The sequence below is a fragment of the Pseudomonas sp. SDI genome (assembly GCF_003105155.1).
Taxonomy (GTDB): domain Bacteria; phylum Pseudomonadota; class Gammaproteobacteria; order Pseudomonadales; family Pseudomonadaceae; genus Aquipseudomonas.
Genome location: NZ_QETK01000007.1, coordinates 55,275 through 72,340 on the forward strand (window position 1 = coordinate 55,275; position 17,066 = coordinate 72,340).

The window sequence follows — 17,066 nt, forward strand, 5'->3', positions numbered from 1 at the left end:
CGAGGAGGACTCATGTTTACCGGCATTATCGAATCCATCGGCAGCATCCGCTCGTTGACCCCTAAAGGCGGCGACGTGCGGGTTTACGTCGCCACCGGCAAGCTCGACCTGGGCGATGTGAAACTGGGCGACAGCATTGCCGTCAACGGCGTCTGCCTCACCGCAGTAGAACTGCCAGGCGACGGCTTCTGGGCCGACGTCAGCCGCGAAACCCTGGAATGCACTGCCTTCGACGACTTGAAGAGCGGCAGCCCGGTCAACCTGGAAAAAGCCCTGACCCCCAGCAGCCGCCTGGGCGGTCACCTGGTCAGCGGGCATGTCGACGGTGTCGGCGAGATCGTCTCGCGCACCGATAATGCCCGCGCCATCCAGTTCCGTGTGCGTGCACCGAAGGAACTGGCCAAATACATCGCCCACAAGGGTTCGATCACCGTCGACGGCACCAGCCTGACGGTCAACGTGGTCGATGGCGCCGAATTCGAGCTGACCATCGTGCCGCACACCCTGGCCGAAACCATCATGGCCGACTACCGTCCGGGACGTCGGGTGAACCTTGAGGTCGATCTGCTGGCTCGCTACCTGGAACGCCTGCTGCTGGGCGACAAGGCAGCCGAGCCGAGCAAGGGCGGTATCACTGAAAGCTTCCTGGCCGCCAACGGCTACCTGAAATCCTGATTTGAAAGGGGGTGCCGCGTGGCGCTCAACAGCATCGAAGAACTGGTCGAAGACATCCGTCAGGGCAAAATGGTCATCCTCATGGATGACGAAGACCGCGAGAACGAAGGCGACATCATCATGGCCTCGGAGTGCTGCAAGGCCGAGCACATCAACTTCATGGCCAAGCACGCCCGTGGCCTGATCTGCATGCCGATGAGCCGCGAGCGCTGCGAGCTGCTCAAGCTGCCGCTGATGGCGCCGCGTAACGGCTCCGGCTTCGGCACCAAGTTCACCGTGTCGATCGAAGCCGCCGAAGGCGTTACCACCGGCATCTCCGCCGCCGACCGGGCGCGCACCGTGCAAGCGGCCGCCGCCAAGGACGCCCGGGCTGAAGACATCGTCAGCCCGGGGCACATCTTCCCGCTGATGGCCCAGCCCGGTGGCACCCTGGCCCGTGCCGGTCACACCGAAGCCGCCTGCGACCTGGCGCGCATGGCCGGGTTCGAGCCGAGCGGAGTGATCTGCGAAGTGATGAACGACGACGGCACCATGTCGCGTCGCCCCGAGCTGGAAGCGTTTGCCGCCGAGCATGGCATCAAGATCGGCACCATCGCCGACCTGATTCACTACCGGATGATCCACGAACGTACCATTCAGCGGATTTCCGAGCAGCCGCTGGACAGCGAACTGGGTCATTTCAACCTGGTCACCTACCGCGATTCGGTGGAAGGCGACGTGCACATGGCACTGACTCTGGGCAAGATCTGCGCCGAGGAGCCGACCCTGGTGCGCGTGCACAACATGGACCCGCTGCGTGACCTGCTGATGGTCAAGCAGCCGGGCCGCTGGAGCCTGCGCGCCGCTATGAGCGCCGTGGCAGAGGCCGGCAGCGGCGTTGTGCTGTTGCTCGGTCACCCACTGGATGGCGACGTCTTGCTGGCACACATCCGCGAAAGCGGCGACAACGCCCAGATCAAGACCCCGACCACCTACAGCACCGTCGGTGCCGGTTCGCAGATCCTGCGCGACCTCGGTGTGCGCAAGATGCGCCTGATGAGTTCGCCGATGAAGTTCAATGCGATATCCGGATTCGATCTGGAAGTTGTAGAATACGTGCCCTCCGAATAAAGCAGGGGCGTTTCCCGCTGCTGATTCGTGATCAAAACTCCCACATGCCGCGCCTTTGCGGCCTGGCTCTTTAAGATGAGAACCCCGCAATGACCCTGAAGACCATCGAAGGTACCTTCATTGCCCCCAAAGGTCGCTATGCTTTGGTGGTTGGCCGCTTCAACAGCTTCGTCGTCGAAAGCCTGGTAAGCGGTGCCGTTGATGCCCTGGTTCGCCATGGCGTCAGCGAAAGCGACATCACCATCATCCGCGCACCTGGCGCCTTCGAGATTCCGCTGGTTGCGCAGAAAGTCGCCCAACAAAGCGAATATGCCGCGATCATCGCCCTGGGCGCCGTGATCCGTGGCGGTACCCCGCACTTCGAATACGTGGCGGGCGAATGCACCAAGGGCCTGGCCCAGGTGTCCATGGAGTTCGGCGTACCGGTTGCCTTTGGTGTCCTGACCGTCGATTCGATCGAACAGGCCATCGAGCGTTCCGGCACCAAAGCCGGTAACAAGGGCGCCGAAGCTGCCCTGTCCGCTCTGGAAATGGTCAGCCTGCTGGCGCAGTTGGAGGCCAAGTGATTAGCGACGAAAGCGATCGTTTCAACCCGCGCGATCCAAAACCTGCGGATGCTGGCAAGCCATCGAAAAGCGCCAAGCGTCGCGACGCCCGTCAGCTCGCGACTCAGGCCCTGTACCAGTGGCACATGGCCAAGCAATCGCTGAACGAGATCGAAGCGCAGTTCCGGGTCGATAACGATTTCACCGATGTCGACGGTGCTTACTTCCGCGAAATCCTCCACGGGGTTCCAGCCAAGAAAGTCGAAATCGACGAAGCACTCAAGCCGTGCCTGGACCTGGCACTGGAAGAACTCGACCCGGTTGAACTGGCCGTACTGCGCCTGTCCACCTGGGAGTTCATGATGCGTGTCGATGTGCCGTACCGCGTGGTGATCAACGAGGGCGTCGAACTGGCCAAGGTCTTCGGTGCTACCGATGGCCACAAGTTCGTCAACGGCGTGCTCGACAAGCTGGCGCCACGGCTTCGCGAAGCCGAAGTGAAGGCGTTCAAGCGCTGATTCCGGCGCTAGCGGCCCATGGGTGAGTTCGAGCTGATCCGTCAGTACTTCGCCGCCGCGCAGTGTGCGCAGGCGGGCGAAGGCGTTGTTCTGGGGATCGGCGACGATTGCGCCCTGCTGGCCGTGCCGGCTGCAGAACAGCTGGCCATTTCTACCGATACGCTGGTGGCCGGGGTGCATTTCCCGGCGGTCAGCGATCCTTATTTGCTCGGCCAGCGCTCGCTGGCGGTGGCCGCCAGCGACCTGGCAGCCATGGGCGCCACCCCGGTTGCCTTTACCCTTGCCCTGACCCTGCCGGAGGTTCGTGCCGACTGGCTGGAGGCCTATGCCCGCGGTTTGAACCAGATGGCTCGCCAGTGCGGCTTGAGCCTGGTCGGTGGCGACACCACCCGTGGCCCGTTGAGCCTGACCATGACCGTGTTTGGCCGTGTGCCCGGCGGCCAGGCGCTGACCCGCCGCGGGGCACAGGTCGGCGACCTGCTGTGTGTCGGTGGCGAGCTGGGCAATGCCGCCGGCGCCTTGCCGCTGGTGCTCGGCGAGCGTGACGCGCCGGCAGAGATCGCTGCGCCGCTGCTGGCACAGTACTGGTCGCCGGCGCCACAACTGGCGCTGGGCCAGGCGTTGCGTGGCAAGGCCACCGCGGCGCTGGATATTTCCGACGGTCTGCTGGCCGACTGTGGGCACATCGCAAGTGCCTCGCAGGTCGCGCTGCGCCTTGAGCTAGAGCGGCTACCCTTGGGCAAAGCGTTGCAGCAGTTGCTCGGTCTGGACGGTGCGCGCACGGCGGCACTGACCGGCGGCGATGACTACGTGATCGCGTTCACCCTACCACCTGCTGCGCTCGACGCGCTGCTCAAGGCCGGGTGGCCGGTGCGTGTGGTCGGCCGGGTCGAAGCCGGCAGCGGCGTCAGCCTGCATGATCGCCACGGCAACGACATCACCCCGGGTACACGGGGCTATCAACATTTTAGGGAGACACCGTGACCGACCACCCCAACCAGGTGCCTGCGCAGAACGTTCCGCCTTCGGTCTGGCGCAACCCCTGGCATTTCCTGGCCTTCGGCTTCGGCTCGGGCACCTTGCCCAAGGCGCCGGGGACCTGGGGTTCGCTGGTGGCCTTGCCGTTCATTCCGCTGTGGCAGATGCTGCCGGACTGGGGCTACTGGCTAATGCTCGGGCTGACCATGCTGTTCGGCTTCTGGCTGTGTGGCAAGGTCGCCGACGATCTGCGCGTGCACGATCACGAGGGCATCGTCTGGGACGAGATGGTCGGCATGTGGATAACCCTCTGGCTGGTGCCGGAAGGTTGGCTATGGTTGTTGGCCGGGTTCCTGATGTTCCGCTTCTTCGACATCCTCAAGCCCTGGCCAATCCGCTGGGTCGACCGCCATGTGCACGGTGGTGTCGGCATCATGCTCGACGATGTGCTGGCCGGCGTGTTCGCCTGGCTGGGCATGCAAGTGCTGGTATGGAGCTTCACTTAACGGAGGCGCACGATGCATGGATGGCGAGTGGTCCTGATGGTGCTGGCGCTGGTGGCCGGCGCTGTGCGTATTGCCGAGGCGGCCGAAGCGCCGAAGCAGGTGCGTCTGGCGAGCGAACGCTGGGAGGATTACACCAATGCCGACGGCAGCGGCATGGCCTGGGACATTCTGCGCAAGGTGTTCGAACCGGCCGGCGTCCGCGTACAGGTGCTCAGCGTGCCTTACAGCCGTGCGGTGGGCCTGGTCAAGCGCGGTGAGGCCGACGCCTGGGTCGGCTCGTACCACGAGGAAAGCAGCGACTACCTCTACCCGCGCTGGCACTTCGATACCGATCACATCTATGCGTTGGGGCTGCTCGGCAAGCCGCCGCTAACCCGCGACAACCTTGGCCAGTTCAAGCTTTCCTGGGTTCGCGGCTACGACTATCAGCGCTATCTGCCGCACGTTGGCGAGTACCGCGAAGTGCAGCGCCGCGAAGGCATCCTACCGATGCTCGAGCGCGGCCGCGTCGATTTCTACATCGATGCCCAGACCGAGGTCGACTATGTCCTCGGCCAGGCAGGCGATGCCGAACGCGGCAAATTCCGCCGTACGCACATCGCCGAGCTGCCGCTCTACCTGGCCTTTGGCAAAACCGACAAGGGCCGTGCCCTGAAGGACATATTCGATCAGCGCATGACCGCCCTGGTCGCCAGCGGCGAGCTACGCGCCATCTTTGCCCAGTGGCAACAACCTTATCCATTTGGCGAGGCTGGCAAGCACCCTTAGCCGTGATCGAACTTCTCGATCTATTTGTCCAAGAATTCGGCATAAGCACCTGTGCGACGACGCTGGTACAATCCGCTCCACTGAAAACCCAAGTTATTTATCAGGAGCACACGGTGCCCGTCGTCTTTGTTGCCGCTTCAAAGCTGCCTACACCCTTTGCCACTTTCACCATGCATGGTTTTCTCGACGAAGCCACAGGCCGTGAGCACCTTGTGCTCAGCCTGGGTGACGTGGCCGATGGTGAGCCGGTGCTGGGGCGCCTGCATTCCGAATGCCTGACCGGTGATGCGCTGTTCAGCCAGCGCTGCGACTGCGGTTCGCAGCTCGAAGCGGCGTTGCAGGCGATTGCCCGCGAAGGTCGTGGCGTGCTGCTGTACCTGCGTCAGGAAGGCCGTGGTATTGGCCTGTTGAACAAGATCCGGGCCTATGAGCTGCAGGATGGTGGCGCCGACACCGTCGAGGCCAACGAGCGCCTGGGCTTTGCCGCCGACCAGCGTGACTATGGCATGTGCCAGCCGATGCTCGAACACCTCGGGGTGAAATCGCTGCGCTTGATGACCAACAACCCGCGCAAGGTCAAAGCCCTGACCGGCATGGGGATCCCGGTTGCCGAGCGGGTGCCGCTGCACACCGGGCACAACCCGCACAACAAGCACTACCTGGCCACCAAGGCCGGCAAGCTCGGCCACATGATGGGCAACGAGCACCAGGGCGAGGCTGGTCGGGCGTGACCCGCGGACAAGTGCGTCGCCGCCTGTTCATGGCGTGGCTGCAATACCTGGTCGTGGCGCTGGCGCCGCTGCTGGTGTTTTCCTGGGCATTCGGCGGTGGTGAGCCGCTGGTGCCGATCCTGGCCATGCCGCTGTTCATCGCCGGTATCGCCACCATGTTCCTCAGCCTGCCGCGTTTCGGCGCGTTCAAGCGCGCCCTGATCGCCACCCATAAGGCGCTCGATACTGAACAGGAGCCGGCCGCCTGGATCGAACTGGCGCGGGTTCGGCGTATCGGCATGACCTTCGCCTGCTTCCCGGCCTGGGTGGCCGCGCTGTCGGTGCTGGTCGGCCTGGAAGTGGTGCCGCAGATGCTGATGGCGCTGTCCAGTGTGGTCGTGCTCTACCTTTACCGCATCCCTCGCCAGCTGGGCTGATGCGTGCCGCCGGGCCAGCGCGACCCGCTCAAGCGGCGGGGTATCCCGCTGTTCAGCACCGACGCGCATTGCTATCGCGGGGCGAGCCCGCTCCCACAGGCGATCTCAGAGCTCTTGTGGGAGCGGGCTCATCCCGCGATGAGGCCTTAGAGGCCGAGTAGTTGCATGCGCTGGCGCACCGCCGCCTCGATGCCGGCTTCGTCGAGCCCGCATTCGGCGAGCATCTGCGCCGGCTTGGCGTGCTCCACGTAGATGTCCGGCAAGCCCAGGTGCAGCAACGGCTTGAGCACGGCTTCACGGGCCAGGAATTCGCCGACCGCAGCACCGGCGCCACCCATGATGGCGTTTTCTTCGACCGTCACCAGCAGCGCGTGCTGGGCAGCCAGTTCGCGCACCAGCGCTTCGTCCAGCGGCTTGACGAAACGCATGTCGACCACCGTCGCATCCAGCGTCTCGCCAACTTTCAGCGCCTCGGCCAGTTGCACGCCGAACACCAGCAGGGCGACCTTGCTGCCCTGGCGGCGGACCACGCCCTTGCCGATTTCCAGCGGTTCGAGAGCGCTCTCGATCAGTGCATTCGGCCCGCTACCACGCGGGTAGCGCACCGCTGCCGGGCCGTTGAACAGGTGGCCGGTGGTGAGCATCTTGCGCAGCTCGTTCTCGTCGCTCGGGGTCATCACCAGCATGCCGGGGATGCAGCGCAGGAACGACAGGTCGAAACTGCCCGCATGGGTCGGGCCGTCTTCGCCGACCAGGCCGGCGCGGTCGATGGCGAACAGCACATCGAGGTTCTGCACCGCGACGTCGTGGATCAGTTGATCGTAGGCGCGTTGCAGGAAGGTCGAATAGATCGCCACCACCGGTTTGGAACCCTCGCAGGCCATGCCGGCGGCCAGGGTGACCGCGTGCTGCTCGGCAATCGCCACGTCAAAGTAGCGTTGCGGGTAGCGTTCGCTGAAGGCGACCAGGTCGGAACCTTCCTTCATGGCCGGGGTAATCCCGACCAGCCGCTGATCGGCGGCCGCCATGTCGCATAGCCATTGACCGAACACGGCGGAATACTTCGGCCCGCCGGCTTTTTTCGGCGCAGCGGCCGGTTTATCCACAGGTTCAAGCTTGGTGATCGCGTGGTAGCCAATCGGGTCGGCTTCGGCCGGGGCGAAGCCCTTGCCCTTTTTGGTCACCACGTGGAGGAACTGCGGGCCCTTGAGGTCGCGCATGTTGCGCAGGGTGGCGATCAGGGTCGGCAGGTCGTGGCCGTCGATCGGACCGATGTAGTTCCAGCCGAGCTCTTCGAACAGGGTGCCGGGGACCAGCATGCCCTTGGCATATTCCTCGGTGCGACGGGCAATTTCCCAGGCACCGGGCAGGCGCGAAAGGACCTTCTTGCTGCCTTCGCGCATGCTTGCGTAGGTGCGGCTGGAGAGGATCTTGGCCAGGTAGTTGGACAGGCCGCCGACATTGCGCGAAATCGACATGTCGTTGTCGTTGAGGATCACCAGCATGTCGGCGTTGACTTCCTGGGCGTGGTTCAACGCCTCGAATGCCATGCCGGCGGTGAGCGCGCCGTCGCCGATCACGGCGATCGACTTGCGTGCCTCGTTGTGCAGGCGGGCGGCAATGGCCATGCCCAGCGCAGCGCTGATCGAGGTGCTCGAGTGACCGACGCCGAAGGTGTCGTATTCGCTCTCGGCGCGCCGTGGGAAGGCGGCGAGGCCGTCCTTCTGGCGCAGGCTGTTCATGCGCTGGCGGCGACCGGTGAGGATCTTGTGCGGATAGGCCTGGTGCCCGACGTCCCAGACCAGACGGTCGTCCGGGGTATCGAAGACGTAATGCAGGGCAATCGTCAGCTCGATGACGCCCAGGCCGGCACCGAAGTGCCCGCCGGTCTGGCCAACGGTATAGAGCAGCTCCTGGCGCAGTTCGTCGGCCAGGCTCTCGAGGTCGGCTTCGGCCAGACGACGCAGGCCGACTGGCGTTTCGGCACGGTCAAGCAGCGGCGTGACCGGGCGTTCGCGGGGGATCTCTTGAAACGTCGTTGGCATCAGGCGAATCGTTATAGTGTGAAGACGCGGCAGTTTACCTTATTGCGGTAGGGGCTGCCCATTTGAGGTCGGTGCTGCTGCTATCGCGGACCCAGCGATCAGTTCTTGCGTTCGACGATGTACCGGGCCAACGCCCGCAGCGGCTCGGCCGCTTCGCCGAAACCCTGCAAAGCCGTCAACGCCTGGTCGCGCAGCTCCAGTGCATAGGCTTTGGCCGCCTCCAGCCCGAGCAATGCCGGGTAGGTCGGTTTGTCGCGGGCGATGTCGGCGCCCTGGCGTTTGCCCAGGGTTTCGGTATCGCTCTCGACGTCGAGAATGTCGTCCTGTACCTGGAACGCCAGGCCTATCGCCTGGGCGTACTGCTGCAGCGCGGCCAGGTCGGCGGCCGTGGCGCGGGCACTGGCCAGCGCGCCGAGCTTGACGCTGGCTTCGATCAGCGCGCCGGTTTTGTGCCGGTGCATGTATTCCAGGGCTTTCTGGTCCAGCTTCAGGCCAACCGAACCGAGGTCGATGGCCTGGCCGCCAACCATGCCCGCCGGCCCGGCCGCCAGCGCCAGGGCCTGCACCATCTGCAGGCGAATGGTATCGCTCTGCGGGCTCAGTTGCGTATCGAGCAGGGCACCGAAGGCCAGGCTCTGCAGGCCGTCGCCGGCGAGAATCGCGCAGGCTTCGTCGAATTTCTTGTGGGTGGTCGGCTGGCCGCGACGCAGATCGTCGTCGTCCATTGCCGGCAAGTCGTCATGCACCAGCGAATAGGCGTGGATCAGCTCCACCGCGCACGCCGCGCCATTGGCCTGCTCGGGCGCGACGCCCAGGGCCTGGCACGCGGCGTAGGCGAGCAGCGGGCGCACGCGCTTGCCACCGTTCATTACACTGTAGCGCATGGCTTCGTAGAGCCGCGCCAGCTCCGCCGACGGGGCGACGAACAGCTGTTCCAGTGCAGCGTCGACGCGGGCCTGGCTGCTGGCCTGATAGGCGCCGATCATTCTGCTTGTTCCGCGTCGAACGGCTCGGCGCCGAGCTCGCCGTCGCGCTCCAGCAGGATCTGCACTTTCTGCTCGGCCTGGGTCAGGGCCCCCTGGCAATCGCGGGTCAGGCGGATACCTTGCTCGAAGGCGGTCAGCGAGTCTTCCAGCGACAGTTCGCCGTTCTCCAGGCGCTCGACCAGGGCTTGCAGGTCGGCGAGGGATTGCTCGAAATCAACGGCGGCTTTTTTCCGGGCCATGGCGGCTGTCTCTGATGGCAGTTTGAACGGCGCGACACTAGCAGAGCAGGGCAGGGGGAGCAAATCAGCGGGTGGGATCTTTCGTCGCATTCTGTTGCATTAACCCGGTGGACGACGACCGGTAGTTTCTGAGCGCCTTGCATTGTGAGCGCGCCTGGCTGTCTGCCATAATCGCGCCCGCTCTGCGTCAAGGTTCTTGTATGGATGCAGCGTCCCTTCCCGATGTTGCGTAATGGACTACGTTGTGAGCTTTCTTTCGATCGAATTCGGCCTCTGTTTCATCCTGTTCTTCGCGGTCTACTGGAGCCTGTGCTGGAGCGTGCGTTTGCAGAACGCCCTGCTGCTGGCCGGCAGTTATGCGCTGGTCGCCAGTTTCGGCCTGACCTCGCTGTACACCCTGCTCGGCTATACCGTGCTGGTTTACCTGCTGGGCCTGCTCTGTGCCCGTTATCCACAGCGCGGCTTCATCAGTGGCTTGATCCTGCTGCTGGTGCTGGGCTGCTTCTACCTGTTCAAGTACCAGGAGTTCTTCGTCGGCGGCGTGCAGACGGCGCTGGCTGGCGTCGGTCTCGACGTGTCGCTGCCGGTGTTGCAGGTGCTGGTGCCGATTGGCCTGTCGTTTTACGCGTTCCACTCGGTCAGCTACCTGGTGTCGATCAAGCGCCAGGAGCTGGCGCCGGCTGCGCCGCAGGACCTGGCCCTGTACCTGGCGTTCTTCCCCAGCCTGATCGCCGGCCCGGTCAACCGCGCCCTGCACCTGCTGCCGCAGATCCGCCCGAGTGGCATGCGCCAGGTGCTGGAGCCGCAGCGCGCGCTGGGGCTGATTGCCCTGGCGGTGGTCAAGCTGTTCTTTTTCAGTGGCTGGCTCGGTAGCCAGTGGGTCGATCCGGTCTTCGAGACGCCCTCCGGGTACTCCGCCGAGCAGCTCTTGCTCAGCGTCTATGGCTACAGCTTCCTGATCTATTTCAACTTCAGCGGCTACACCAACCTGGTGACCGGGGTGGCGCTGTTGCTGGGCTTCCGCCTGCCGGACAACTTCAATGCGCCGTATGCCGCGCGCAACCTGAAAGAATTCTGGGGGCGCTGGCACATCAGCCTGTCGACCTTCATCCGCGACTACGTGTACATCCCGCTCGGCGGCAACCGCCACGGCGTGTGGCGCGGCAACCTGAATATGCTGCTGGCAATGCTGGTGTCCGGCCTGTGGCACGGCGCCAGCGTCAACTTCATCATCTGGGGCGCGCTGCACGGTATCGGGCTGGCGCTGTACAAGGCGTCGACCTATGTGTTGCCGCAACCGATGCGCTGGCCGGGTGCCGACCTTCTGGCGCGCTTGCTGACTTTCCACTACGTCGCCTTCGCCTGGATCTTCTTCCGCAGCGCGACCCTGGACGACGCCCTCGACATGCTCGCCGGTATCGGTGGCCTGAGCCTCGCCGGGCTGTCCGGCAGCACCGGCTGGCTGATCCTCGGCAGCATCGTCGGCGTGGCGGTTTATCCACAGATGTTGGCACTGCTGCGTCAGGGCTTCGCCGCCAGCAGCCGAATGCCCTGGCAGTTCTATCCCATTCCGCTGGGGGTGTTCATCACCCTGGTGATCTTTGCTTCGCAGTCGGGCGTGCCGGGGTTCATCTATGCCAGTTTCTGATTCGGGCCAGCTGCTGCGCACGCAGATCGATGCGGCCAAGGTGTTCTATGCCCTGCTGGTGACCAGCGTGCTGTTGTTCTGGCTCAACCAGAACTCGATCAGCCTGTATTGCCAGCAGAAGTACCACGACAGTTGCGAGCTGCCGCTGCTTGGGCAGAGCCCGTGGTGGCGGCTGGGCGGCAACCTGAGCGAAGCGCTGGGCGATGCGCGCAGTGCCTTCGTCGACAGCCTGGCGCGGCAAGTCCAGTTGGCCCAGGCCGCGGAGGTGGTGCCGGTGCTGTTGCCGCCGCCGATGCCGGTGGTGTCGGTGCACATCGATGCGCCGCCGAAGCCGGCCCCGGCCAAACCGCCTGCGCCTGCCCCAGCCAAGCCGCTCAAGGTTGCCGCCGCGAGCCTGCCTGCCGCGGTTGCCGCGAAACCATCGGCGGCGCAGCAGGTGGTGAGCCTGGCCGAGGGCGACGCGGTGTTCATGGTCGGCGACTCGCTGATGCAGGGCGTCGCCCCGCACCTGGCCAATACCTTGCGTAAGCGTTACCGCATCAGTAGCGTCAACCTCAGCAAGCAGAGTACCGGCCTGGCGTACCCGGGCTTCTTCAACTGGCCGCAGACGGTGGCCAACACCCTCAAAAGCCAGCCGAACATCCGCCTGATGGTGGTGTTCCTCGGGCCTAACGACCCGTGGGACATGCCCCAGGGCAAAGGCAAGCCGTTCCTGCGCTTCAAGAGCCCGGAGTGGGAAACGCTGTACCGCCAGCGCATCGACAGCATTCTCGAACAGGCCCGCAACCATGGCGTGCAGGTGATCTGGGTCGGCCCGCCGAACATGCAGCAAGCGCGGCTGTCTTCGGCCATGGCGTACCTGAGCGGCCTGTATCAGAGCCAGACGCAGCTGTATGGCGGGCACTACGTGTCGGCCAACGCGGTGCTCGGTTACAAGGCCGACGAGTTCTCCTATACCTTGCAGGACAGCCGGGGCAAACGGGTCAAGACCCGTTTCGACGACGGCGTCCATTTCACCATCACAGGCCAGAAACTGATCGCCGAGCAGGTGCTGGCGCTGATCGCCTTCCCTGGCCTGACCGTCACAGGACACTGATATGCGCCGATGGCACAACCTCCTCGGGCTGGCTGCGCTGGTGTGCGCCTTGCCCGGGTGCAGCCCGGTGGCGGCGGTCAACCCGCCGCAGGCCCGCGCGGCCGCGGTGCAGCCAGCGGGCCCGGCGGCCGATGGCAACCTGAAAGTGCTGGCCGGCAAACTGCGCGCGGCCAACCGCCAGCCGGTCAATATCGTCCAGTTTGGCGACTCGCATACCGCTGCCGACCTGTTCAGCGGTGAGCTGCGGCGCTTGTTCCAGGCGCAGTACGGCGTCGGCGGGTTGGGCTTTGTGGCGGCGACGCCGGTGCCGGGGACGCGCTACGACCACCTGGTGCTGAAGACCACACCACGGCAGTGGCAACTGGTGTCGGCGCGCAATCAACAGAGCGAGCAGTTTCCGCTGGGCGGCTATCTGTCGGTGCCGCTCGCGGCCAACCCGTCGGTGCGCATCGAACTGCGCGAGCCAAGCACGCAGAAATATCGCGTCTCGGCACTGTATCAGGCGCAAGAGAACGCCAGCCTCAGCGCCCGCGACAGCCTCAATCAACCACGTCGGCTAATGCTTGCCGCCAGTGCTGGGCAATGGCGTTTCAGCCCGGTGTTGAACAATATCGGGCTGCCGCTGGAGCTGACCCTCAATGCCAAGCCCGGCACGGTGCTGGGCGGCTGGTATATCCAGGCGCAGAAGAACGCCGGCGTGACCTACTCGGCGCTGGGCATCAACGGCGCGCGGCTGGAGGTGCAGAGCAAGTGGCAGGCTGGCTGGCAGGATTCGCTCAAGGCGTTGCGCCCGGACCTGGTGGTTCTGGCCTACGGCACCAACGAGGCGTTCGACAACACGCTGGACCTGGCTCAGTATCAAGCTCAGCTCAGCGACACCCTGGCCGGGCTGCGCCGTGAGCTGCCGCGGGCGGTGCTGGTGCTGGTCGGGCCGTCGGACTCGATCAAGCAGCGCGGCGCGCGTGGATGCGCGGCGCGGCGGCCACAGATGCTGCCGGAAGTGGTAAGGATTCAGCGGCAGGTGGCGCAGCAGGCCAATGTGCTGTTCTGGGACTGGCAGGCGTTCATGGGCGGCGAGTGTTCGATTGTTGGCTGGCAGGCGCAGGGTTTGGCCCGACCGGACCTGGTGCACCTGACGGCTGAGGGTTACCGGCGCAGTGCAGCGGGGTTGTATGGGTATTTGCGCGGGCAGTTGGGCTTGCGCTGAATCGCCGGCAAAACCGAGGGGCTGATCCAGCGGGCGGGTTGGCTTGCGGCGGCCCGGCCGAGGAGTGCAGCCCCTCTAATGTAGCGGTCGATTCTCAGCAATCGACTTCACGTTGGAGCATAGGCGGGTTTGAAAAAACAGCCAGCTATTGCTGAGGGTTCTTTCGTCCAATTGCCTTGCACGGGTGTAGGTTTTTGCCCAGCAGCCCTGTCGGAGCCGACTTCCAAAAATGAAGGCTGCTGCTTATCTATAGACGCAGGCAAGCCAGCGCCTACACGGACCGCGTTAACGGAGAAGCCGATGAACATTCTCGAAGTGGCCAACGGCAAACCGATCAAGCTGTGGACCGACGGCGTCCCGGTCGAGGACGAAGCCCGCCAGCAACTGATCAACACCGCCAAGCTGCCGTTCATCTTCAAACACCTGGCCGTGATGCCCGACGTGCACCTGGGCAAGGGCTCGACCATCGGCAGCGTCATTCCCACCCGTGGCGCAATCATCCCGGCCGCGGTCGGCGTGGATATCGGTTGCGGCATGATCGCCGCGCGCACCTCGCTCGGCGCCGCCGACCTGCCGGACAACCTGCACGGCCTGCGCCGCGCCATCGAACAAGCCGTGCCCCATGGCAAAACCTTCGGCCGCCGCGACCAGGGCGCCTGGGACCACGTCCCGGCACACGCCGACCACGCCTGGCGGGCCCTGGCCGGGCGCTTCAAGCGCATCAGCGAAAACTACCCGGCGCTGGAAAAAACCAACCACCGCCAGCACCTCGGCACCCTCGGCGGCGGCAACCATTTCATCGAGGTTTGCCTCGACGAAGTCAACCGTGTCTGGTTCATGCTGCACAGCGGCTCGCGCGGGGTCGGCAATGCCATCGGCAACCTGTTCATCGAGCTGGCCAAGGCCGACATGCGCCAGCATGTCGCCAACCTGCCCGATCAGGACCTGGCCTACTTCGAGGAAGGCAGCCGGTATTTCAATGACTATGTAGACGCCGTCGAGTGGGCCCAGGACTACGCCCGGCAGAACCGCGTGTTGATGATGCAGGCAGTGATCGACGCCGCGCGCAAGGTGCTCGGCAGATCGTTCGCCGCCGACCTCGAAGCGGTGAACTGCCATCACAACTACGTGCAGCGCGAGCGGCATTTTGGCGAGGACATCCTGGTCACCCGCAAGGGCGCGCTGTCGGCGCAGAACGGCGAGCTGGGGATCATCCCCGGTTCCATGGGGGCGAAGAGTTTCATCGTCCGTGGCCTGGGCAACGAACAGGCGTTCTGCTCGTGCAGCCATGGTGCCGGCCGGGTGATGAGCCGCACGCGGGCGAAGAAGGCGTTTACCGTCGCCGATCAGCTGCGTGCCACCGCGCATGTCGAGTGCCGCAAGGACAAGGACGTGATCGACGAGATCCCCATGGCCTACAAGGACATCGATGCGGTGATGGCCGCCCAGCGCGAGCTGGTCGAGGTGGTGCATACGCTGCGGCAGGTGGTGTGCGTCAAAGGCTGACGCACACCGCAGCAGTCACCCTCAGACGCGGAACTGCGCCATCAGCCCCTGCTGATGATTGGCCAGGCGGTTGAGCGCCTGGCTGATCTGCGCCGACTCTTCGGCCTGCCCCGAAAGCGACTCGGTAACGTCGCGGATGCTCGCCACGTTGCGGTTCACTTCTTCGGCGACCGCGCTTTGTTCCTCGGCGGCGGAAGCGATCTGCAGGTTCATGTCGGTGATTACTGCCACCGCTTCGCCGATGCGCTGCAAGGCCGGCACGGCTTGCTCGGCCTGGGCTACGCTGCCCTGGGCCTGGCGGTGGCTGCTGTGCATCGACCCGACCACCTCACGGGTGCCCCGTTGCAGGCCCTCGATCACCTGGCGGATTTCCTCCACCGAGTCCTGGGTGCGCTTGGCCAGATTGCGCACCTCGTCGGCGACCACCGCAAAACCGCGCCCGGCTTCGCCAGCACGGGCGGCCTCGATGGCGGCGTTGAGCGCCAGCAGGTTGGTCTGTTCGGCGATGGCGCGAATCACCTCCAGCACCGAACCGATCTGCTCGCTGCGGCTGGCCAGTTGCTGTACTTCTTCCATGCCGGCGGTCATCTCGCGGGCCAGTTGGTCGATGGCGCGGCTGGTGCTGTGGATCAGCTCGATGCCTTCGCGGGTCGCCAGGTCGGCGCCGCGGGCGGCTTCTGCGGCCTGGGCGGCATTGCGCGCAACATCCTGGGCGGTGGCGCTCATTTCGTGGGAGGCGGTGGCCACCTGATCCACTTCGCGGTATTGCTGCTGCATGCCGGCACTGGTCTGGCTGGCGATGGCGGCGGACTGGTCGGCGGTACTGCGGGCATCGCGCACCGAGGCTTTGACGTCGGCGATCACCGGTTGCAGCTTGTCGAGGAAACGGTTGAACCAGCCGGCCAACTCGCCCAATTCATCCTGGCGGGCGTAGTCGAGGCGGCGGGTGAGGTCGCCTTCGCCGCTGGCGATGTTCTTCAGCATGGCTGCCACGTCGAGGATCGGCCGGGTCACCCCGCGCGCGGTCAGCCAGATCACCAGCAGGCCGACGATGGCGGCAGCCAGGCCGATCAGCAGGCTGCTCAGGTTGGCGGCGCTGTTCTGCGCGTCGAGCTGGGCGTTCAGTTCGATGGCGGGCGCTTGCAGCACCGCTTCGGGCACCTCCAGCAGGACTTTCCAGGGCTGTGCGCCGGGCACTGGCGCGAAGCGCGAGGCGATTTGCAACTGGCCCTGGCGGGCGGGCAGTTGGTCGATCTTCTGGCTCAGTTGCTTGCCATCCAGGCTGTGCCCGGCCAGCAGCCCGGCCGGGCTGACGATGCTGATCTGACCACTGCCGTCGAACAGCTCGCGGCTACCGTCCAGGCTCAGTTGCTGGAGGTTGTCGAGGCTGATGTCGAGGCCCATCACACCGATGATCTTGCCGTCCTTTTTCAGCGGCAAGGCGATGCTGGTCATCAGCACCTGGCGTTCGCCGATGGTGTCGTAGTACGGGTCCACCACGCAGGCTTGGCCGGTTTCCAGCGGGCAGGTCAGCCAGCGGTTGTAGGGCGAGCCGTTGGCCGACAGGCTGGTGTCGGCCAGCATCGATTCGGGCATGGCTTCGGCATTCAGCTGGCCCGCCGTCGGCTGAGACCAGTACAGCGAGTAACGTCCGGTTTCGTTGCTGGCAATCTCGGCCTGGTCGACGAACCGGGCGTCGTTAGCGTCCAGCGCATTGGGCAGGAACACCAGGTACAGGCCGAGCAGGTCGGGTTTTTCCGCCAGCGCTGCGCGGGTCTGCGCGGTCAGCGCCTGGCGCAGATTCAGCGGGTTCTGCGCCTGCTGTTGCAGCACCTGGCGCGCCAGCCCGCTGCCGAACTGGAAGGCATCCATGAAGTAGCGCTGGATACGCAAGGCCTGCAGTTCGGCGTGGGTGTGCAGGCGCAGGCGGGCGCTTTTGTCCAGCATCTGCGTGTTGGCGCGGTTCACCAGCGCGGCGCTGCGCCCGGACTGGAACAGTGCGGCGGCAACCAGCAGGGCCACGACAGCGAGCAGGCAGAGGCCGGCCAGCAGGGTGATCTTCCATTGGATGAGGAGGCGGCGGAACAGCATG

17 protein-coding genes and 1 pseudogene are annotated in these 17,066 nt (G+C 64.9%); 13 read left to right on the plus strand and 5 right to left on the minus strand.

What is annotated here, in order from left to right:
• Window positions 1–12 precede the first annotated feature (12 nt).
• From DCO48_RS06445 to DCO48_RS06485, 9 genes are all read left to right on the plus strand, one after another.
• A complete protein-coding gene (locus tag DCO48_RS06445) occupies window positions 13–675 on the plus strand; it encodes a riboflavin synthase (RefSeq protein ID WP_116549765.1) in 663 nt (220 codons plus the stop codon).
• Window positions 676–693: 18 nt separating this feature from the next.
• Complete coding sequence (gene ribBA, locus DCO48_RS06450; protein WP_116549766.1) at window positions 694–1,785, plus strand: bifunctional 3,4-dihydroxy-2-butanone-4-phosphate synthase/GTP cyclohydrolase II; 1,092 nt, start codon at window positions 694–696, stop codon at window positions 1,783–1,785.
• A gap of 89 nt (window positions 1,786–1,874) precedes the next feature.
• Window positions 1,875–2,351, plus strand: coding sequence for a 6,7-dimethyl-8-ribityllumazine synthase (gene ribE / locus DCO48_RS06455; RefSeq protein ID WP_028944446.1), 477 nt, complete (start codon window positions 1,875–1,877; stop codon window positions 2,349–2,351).
• A complete protein-coding gene (nusB, locus tag DCO48_RS06460) occupies window positions 2,348–2,848 on the plus strand; it encodes a transcription antitermination factor NusB (protein ID WP_116549767.1) in 501 nt (166 codons plus the stop codon). Before ribE ends, nusB begins: the two co-directional genes overlap by 4 nt.
• Before the next feature lie 18 nt (window positions 2,849–2,866).
• Window positions 2,867–3,832 (plus strand): thiamine-phosphate kinase, encoded by a 966-nt coding sequence (gene thiL, locus DCO48_RS06465; RefSeq protein ID WP_116549768.1) that lies wholly within the window; start codon window positions 2,867–2,869, stop codon window positions 3,830–3,832.
• Window positions 3,829–4,332: a phosphatidylglycerophosphatase A gene (locus tag DCO48_RS06470; RefSeq protein ID WP_116549769.1), complete on the plus strand. Its 504-nt coding sequence runs from the start codon at window positions 3,829–3,831 to the stop codon at window positions 4,330–4,332. Before thiL ends, DCO48_RS06470 begins: the two co-directional genes overlap by 4 nt.
• 12 nt (window positions 4,333–4,344) lie before the next feature.
• The gene (locus DCO48_RS06475) at window positions 4,345–5,100 is read left to right on the plus strand and encodes an ABC transporter substrate-binding protein (protein WP_116549770.1); all 756 of its coding nucleotides are present in this window, start codon (window positions 4,345–4,347) and stop codon (window positions 5,098–5,100) included.
• 113 nt (window positions 5,101–5,213) lie between these two features.
• Entirely contained in the window at window positions 5,214–5,831 is a 618-nt protein-coding gene (gene ribA / locus DCO48_RS06480) for a GTP cyclohydrolase II (protein WP_116549771.1), read from the plus strand.
• A complete protein-coding gene (locus tag DCO48_RS06485) occupies window positions 5,828–6,247 on the plus strand; it encodes an MFS transporter (protein WP_116549772.1) in 420 nt (139 codons plus the stop codon). The genes ribA and DCO48_RS06485 overlap by 4 nt, the downstream gene beginning before the upstream one ends.
• A gap of 146 nt (window positions 6,248–6,393) precedes the next feature.
• Here the strand turns inward: DCO48_RS06485 and dxs are convergent, their stop codons facing one another.
• The 3 genes from dxs to DCO48_RS06500 all read right to left on the minus strand — a co-directional run bounded on the left by dxs (window position 6,394) and on the right by DCO48_RS06500 (window position 9,517).
• Entirely contained in the window at window positions 6,394–8,292 is a 1,899-nt protein-coding gene (gene dxs, locus DCO48_RS06490) for a 1-deoxy-D-xylulose-5-phosphate synthase (RefSeq protein WP_116549773.1), read from the minus strand.
• A 98-nt stretch (window positions 8,293–8,390) separates the two neighbouring features.
• A complete protein-coding gene (gene ispA / locus DCO48_RS06495; RefSeq protein WP_116549774.1) occupies window positions 8,391–9,278 on the minus strand; it encodes a (2E,6E)-farnesyl diphosphate synthase in 888 nt (295 codons plus the stop codon).
• Window positions 9,275–9,517: an exodeoxyribonuclease VII small subunit gene (locus DCO48_RS06500; RefSeq protein ID WP_116549775.1), complete on the minus strand. Its 243-nt coding sequence runs from the start codon at window positions 9,515–9,517 to the stop codon at window positions 9,275–9,277. Before DCO48_RS06500 ends, ispA begins: the two co-directional genes overlap by 4 nt.
• A 244-nt stretch (window positions 9,518–9,761) precedes the next feature.
• On the opposite strand from DCO48_RS06500, the gene DCO48_RS06505 reads away from it, so the two are divergent.
• From DCO48_RS06505 to DCO48_RS06520, 4 genes are all read left to right on the plus strand, one after another.
• On the plus strand, window positions 9,762–11,165 hold the full coding sequence (locus tag DCO48_RS06505) for an MBOAT family protein (RefSeq protein WP_256583984.1): 1,404 nt from the start codon (window positions 9,762–9,764) through the stop codon (window positions 11,163–11,165).
• Window positions 11,152–12,261 (plus strand): SGNH family hydrolase, encoded by a 1,110-nt coding sequence (locus DCO48_RS06510; RefSeq protein WP_116549777.1) that lies wholly within the window; start codon window positions 11,152–11,154, stop codon window positions 12,259–12,261. Before DCO48_RS06505 ends, DCO48_RS06510 begins: the two co-directional genes overlap by 14 nt.
• A 1-nt stretch (window position 12,262) precedes the next feature.
• A complete protein-coding gene (locus DCO48_RS06515) occupies window positions 12,263–13,468 on the plus strand; it encodes an SGNH/GDSL hydrolase family protein (protein WP_116549778.1) in 1,206 nt (401 codons plus the stop codon).
• A gap of 300 nt (window positions 13,469–13,768) precedes the next feature.
• Window positions 13,769–14,974 carry an RtcB family protein gene (locus tag DCO48_RS06520; RefSeq protein ID WP_116549779.1) on the plus strand — a complete coding sequence of 402 codons (1,206 nt, stop codon included), beginning with the start codon at window positions 13,769–13,771 and terminating at the stop codon, window positions 14,972–14,974.
• 21 nt (window positions 14,975–14,995) lie between these two features.
• On the opposite strand, the gene DCO48_RS23175 is transcribed toward DCO48_RS06520, so the two are convergent.
• Together DCO48_RS23175 and DCO48_RS23180 are read right to left on the minus strand one after the other, a co-directional pair.
• Window positions 14,996–15,751, minus strand: coding sequence for a methyl-accepting chemotaxis protein (locus DCO48_RS23175; RefSeq protein ID WP_371919486.1), 756 nt, complete (start codon window positions 15,749–15,751; stop codon window positions 14,996–14,998).
• Window positions 15,752–15,853: 102 nt separating this feature from the next.
• Window positions 15,854–17,065: pseudogene (locus tag DCO48_RS23180) on the minus strand (HAMP domain-containing protein); the annotation flags it as partial.
• Between the last annotated feature and the right edge of the window lies 1 nt (window position 17,066).

Excerpts from the sequence above, each read along its gene's own strand:
- DCO48_RS23175 (WP_371919486.1), bottom strand. The coding sequence starts at position 15,751 with ATGCAGCAGCAATACCGCGAAGTGGATCAGGTGGCCACCGCCTCCCAC.
- thiL (WP_116549768.1), top strand. The coding sequence starts at position 2,867 with ATGGGTGAGTTCGAGCTGATCCGTCAGTACTTCGCCGCCGCGCAGTGT.
- DCO48_RS06445 (WP_116549765.1), top strand. The coding sequence starts at position 13 with ATGTTTACCGGCATTATCGAATCCATCGGCAGCATCCGCTCGTTGACC.
- DCO48_RS06515 (WP_116549778.1), top strand. The coding sequence starts at position 12,263 with ATGCGCCGATGGCACAACCTCCTCGGGCTGGCTGCGCTGGTGTGCGCC.
- DCO48_RS06500 (WP_116549775.1), bottom strand. The coding sequence starts at position 9,517 with ATGGCCCGGAAAAAAGCCGCCGTTGATTTCGAGCAATCCCTCGCCGAC.
- ribE (WP_028944446.1), top strand. The coding sequence starts at position 1,875 with ATGACCCTGAAGACCATCGAAGGTACCTTCATTGCCCCCAAAGGTCGC.
- dxs (WP_116549773.1), bottom strand. The coding sequence starts at position 8,292 with ATGCCAACGACGTTTCAAGAGATCCCCCGCGAACGCCCGGTCACGCCG.
- DCO48_RS06475 (WP_116549770.1), top strand. The coding sequence starts at position 4,345 with ATGCATGGATGGCGAGTGGTCCTGATGGTGCTGGCGCTGGTGGCCGGC.
- ispA (WP_116549774.1), bottom strand. The coding sequence starts at position 9,278 with ATGATCGGCGCCTATCAGGCCAGCAGCCAGGCCCGCGTCGACGCTGCA.
- DCO48_RS06520 (WP_116549779.1), top strand. The coding sequence starts at position 13,769 with ATGAACATTCTCGAAGTGGCCAACGGCAAACCGATCAAGCTGTGGACC.
- DCO48_RS06510 (WP_116549777.1), top strand. The coding sequence starts at position 11,152 with ATGCCAGTTTCTGATTCGGGCCAGCTGCTGCGCACGCAGATCGATGCG.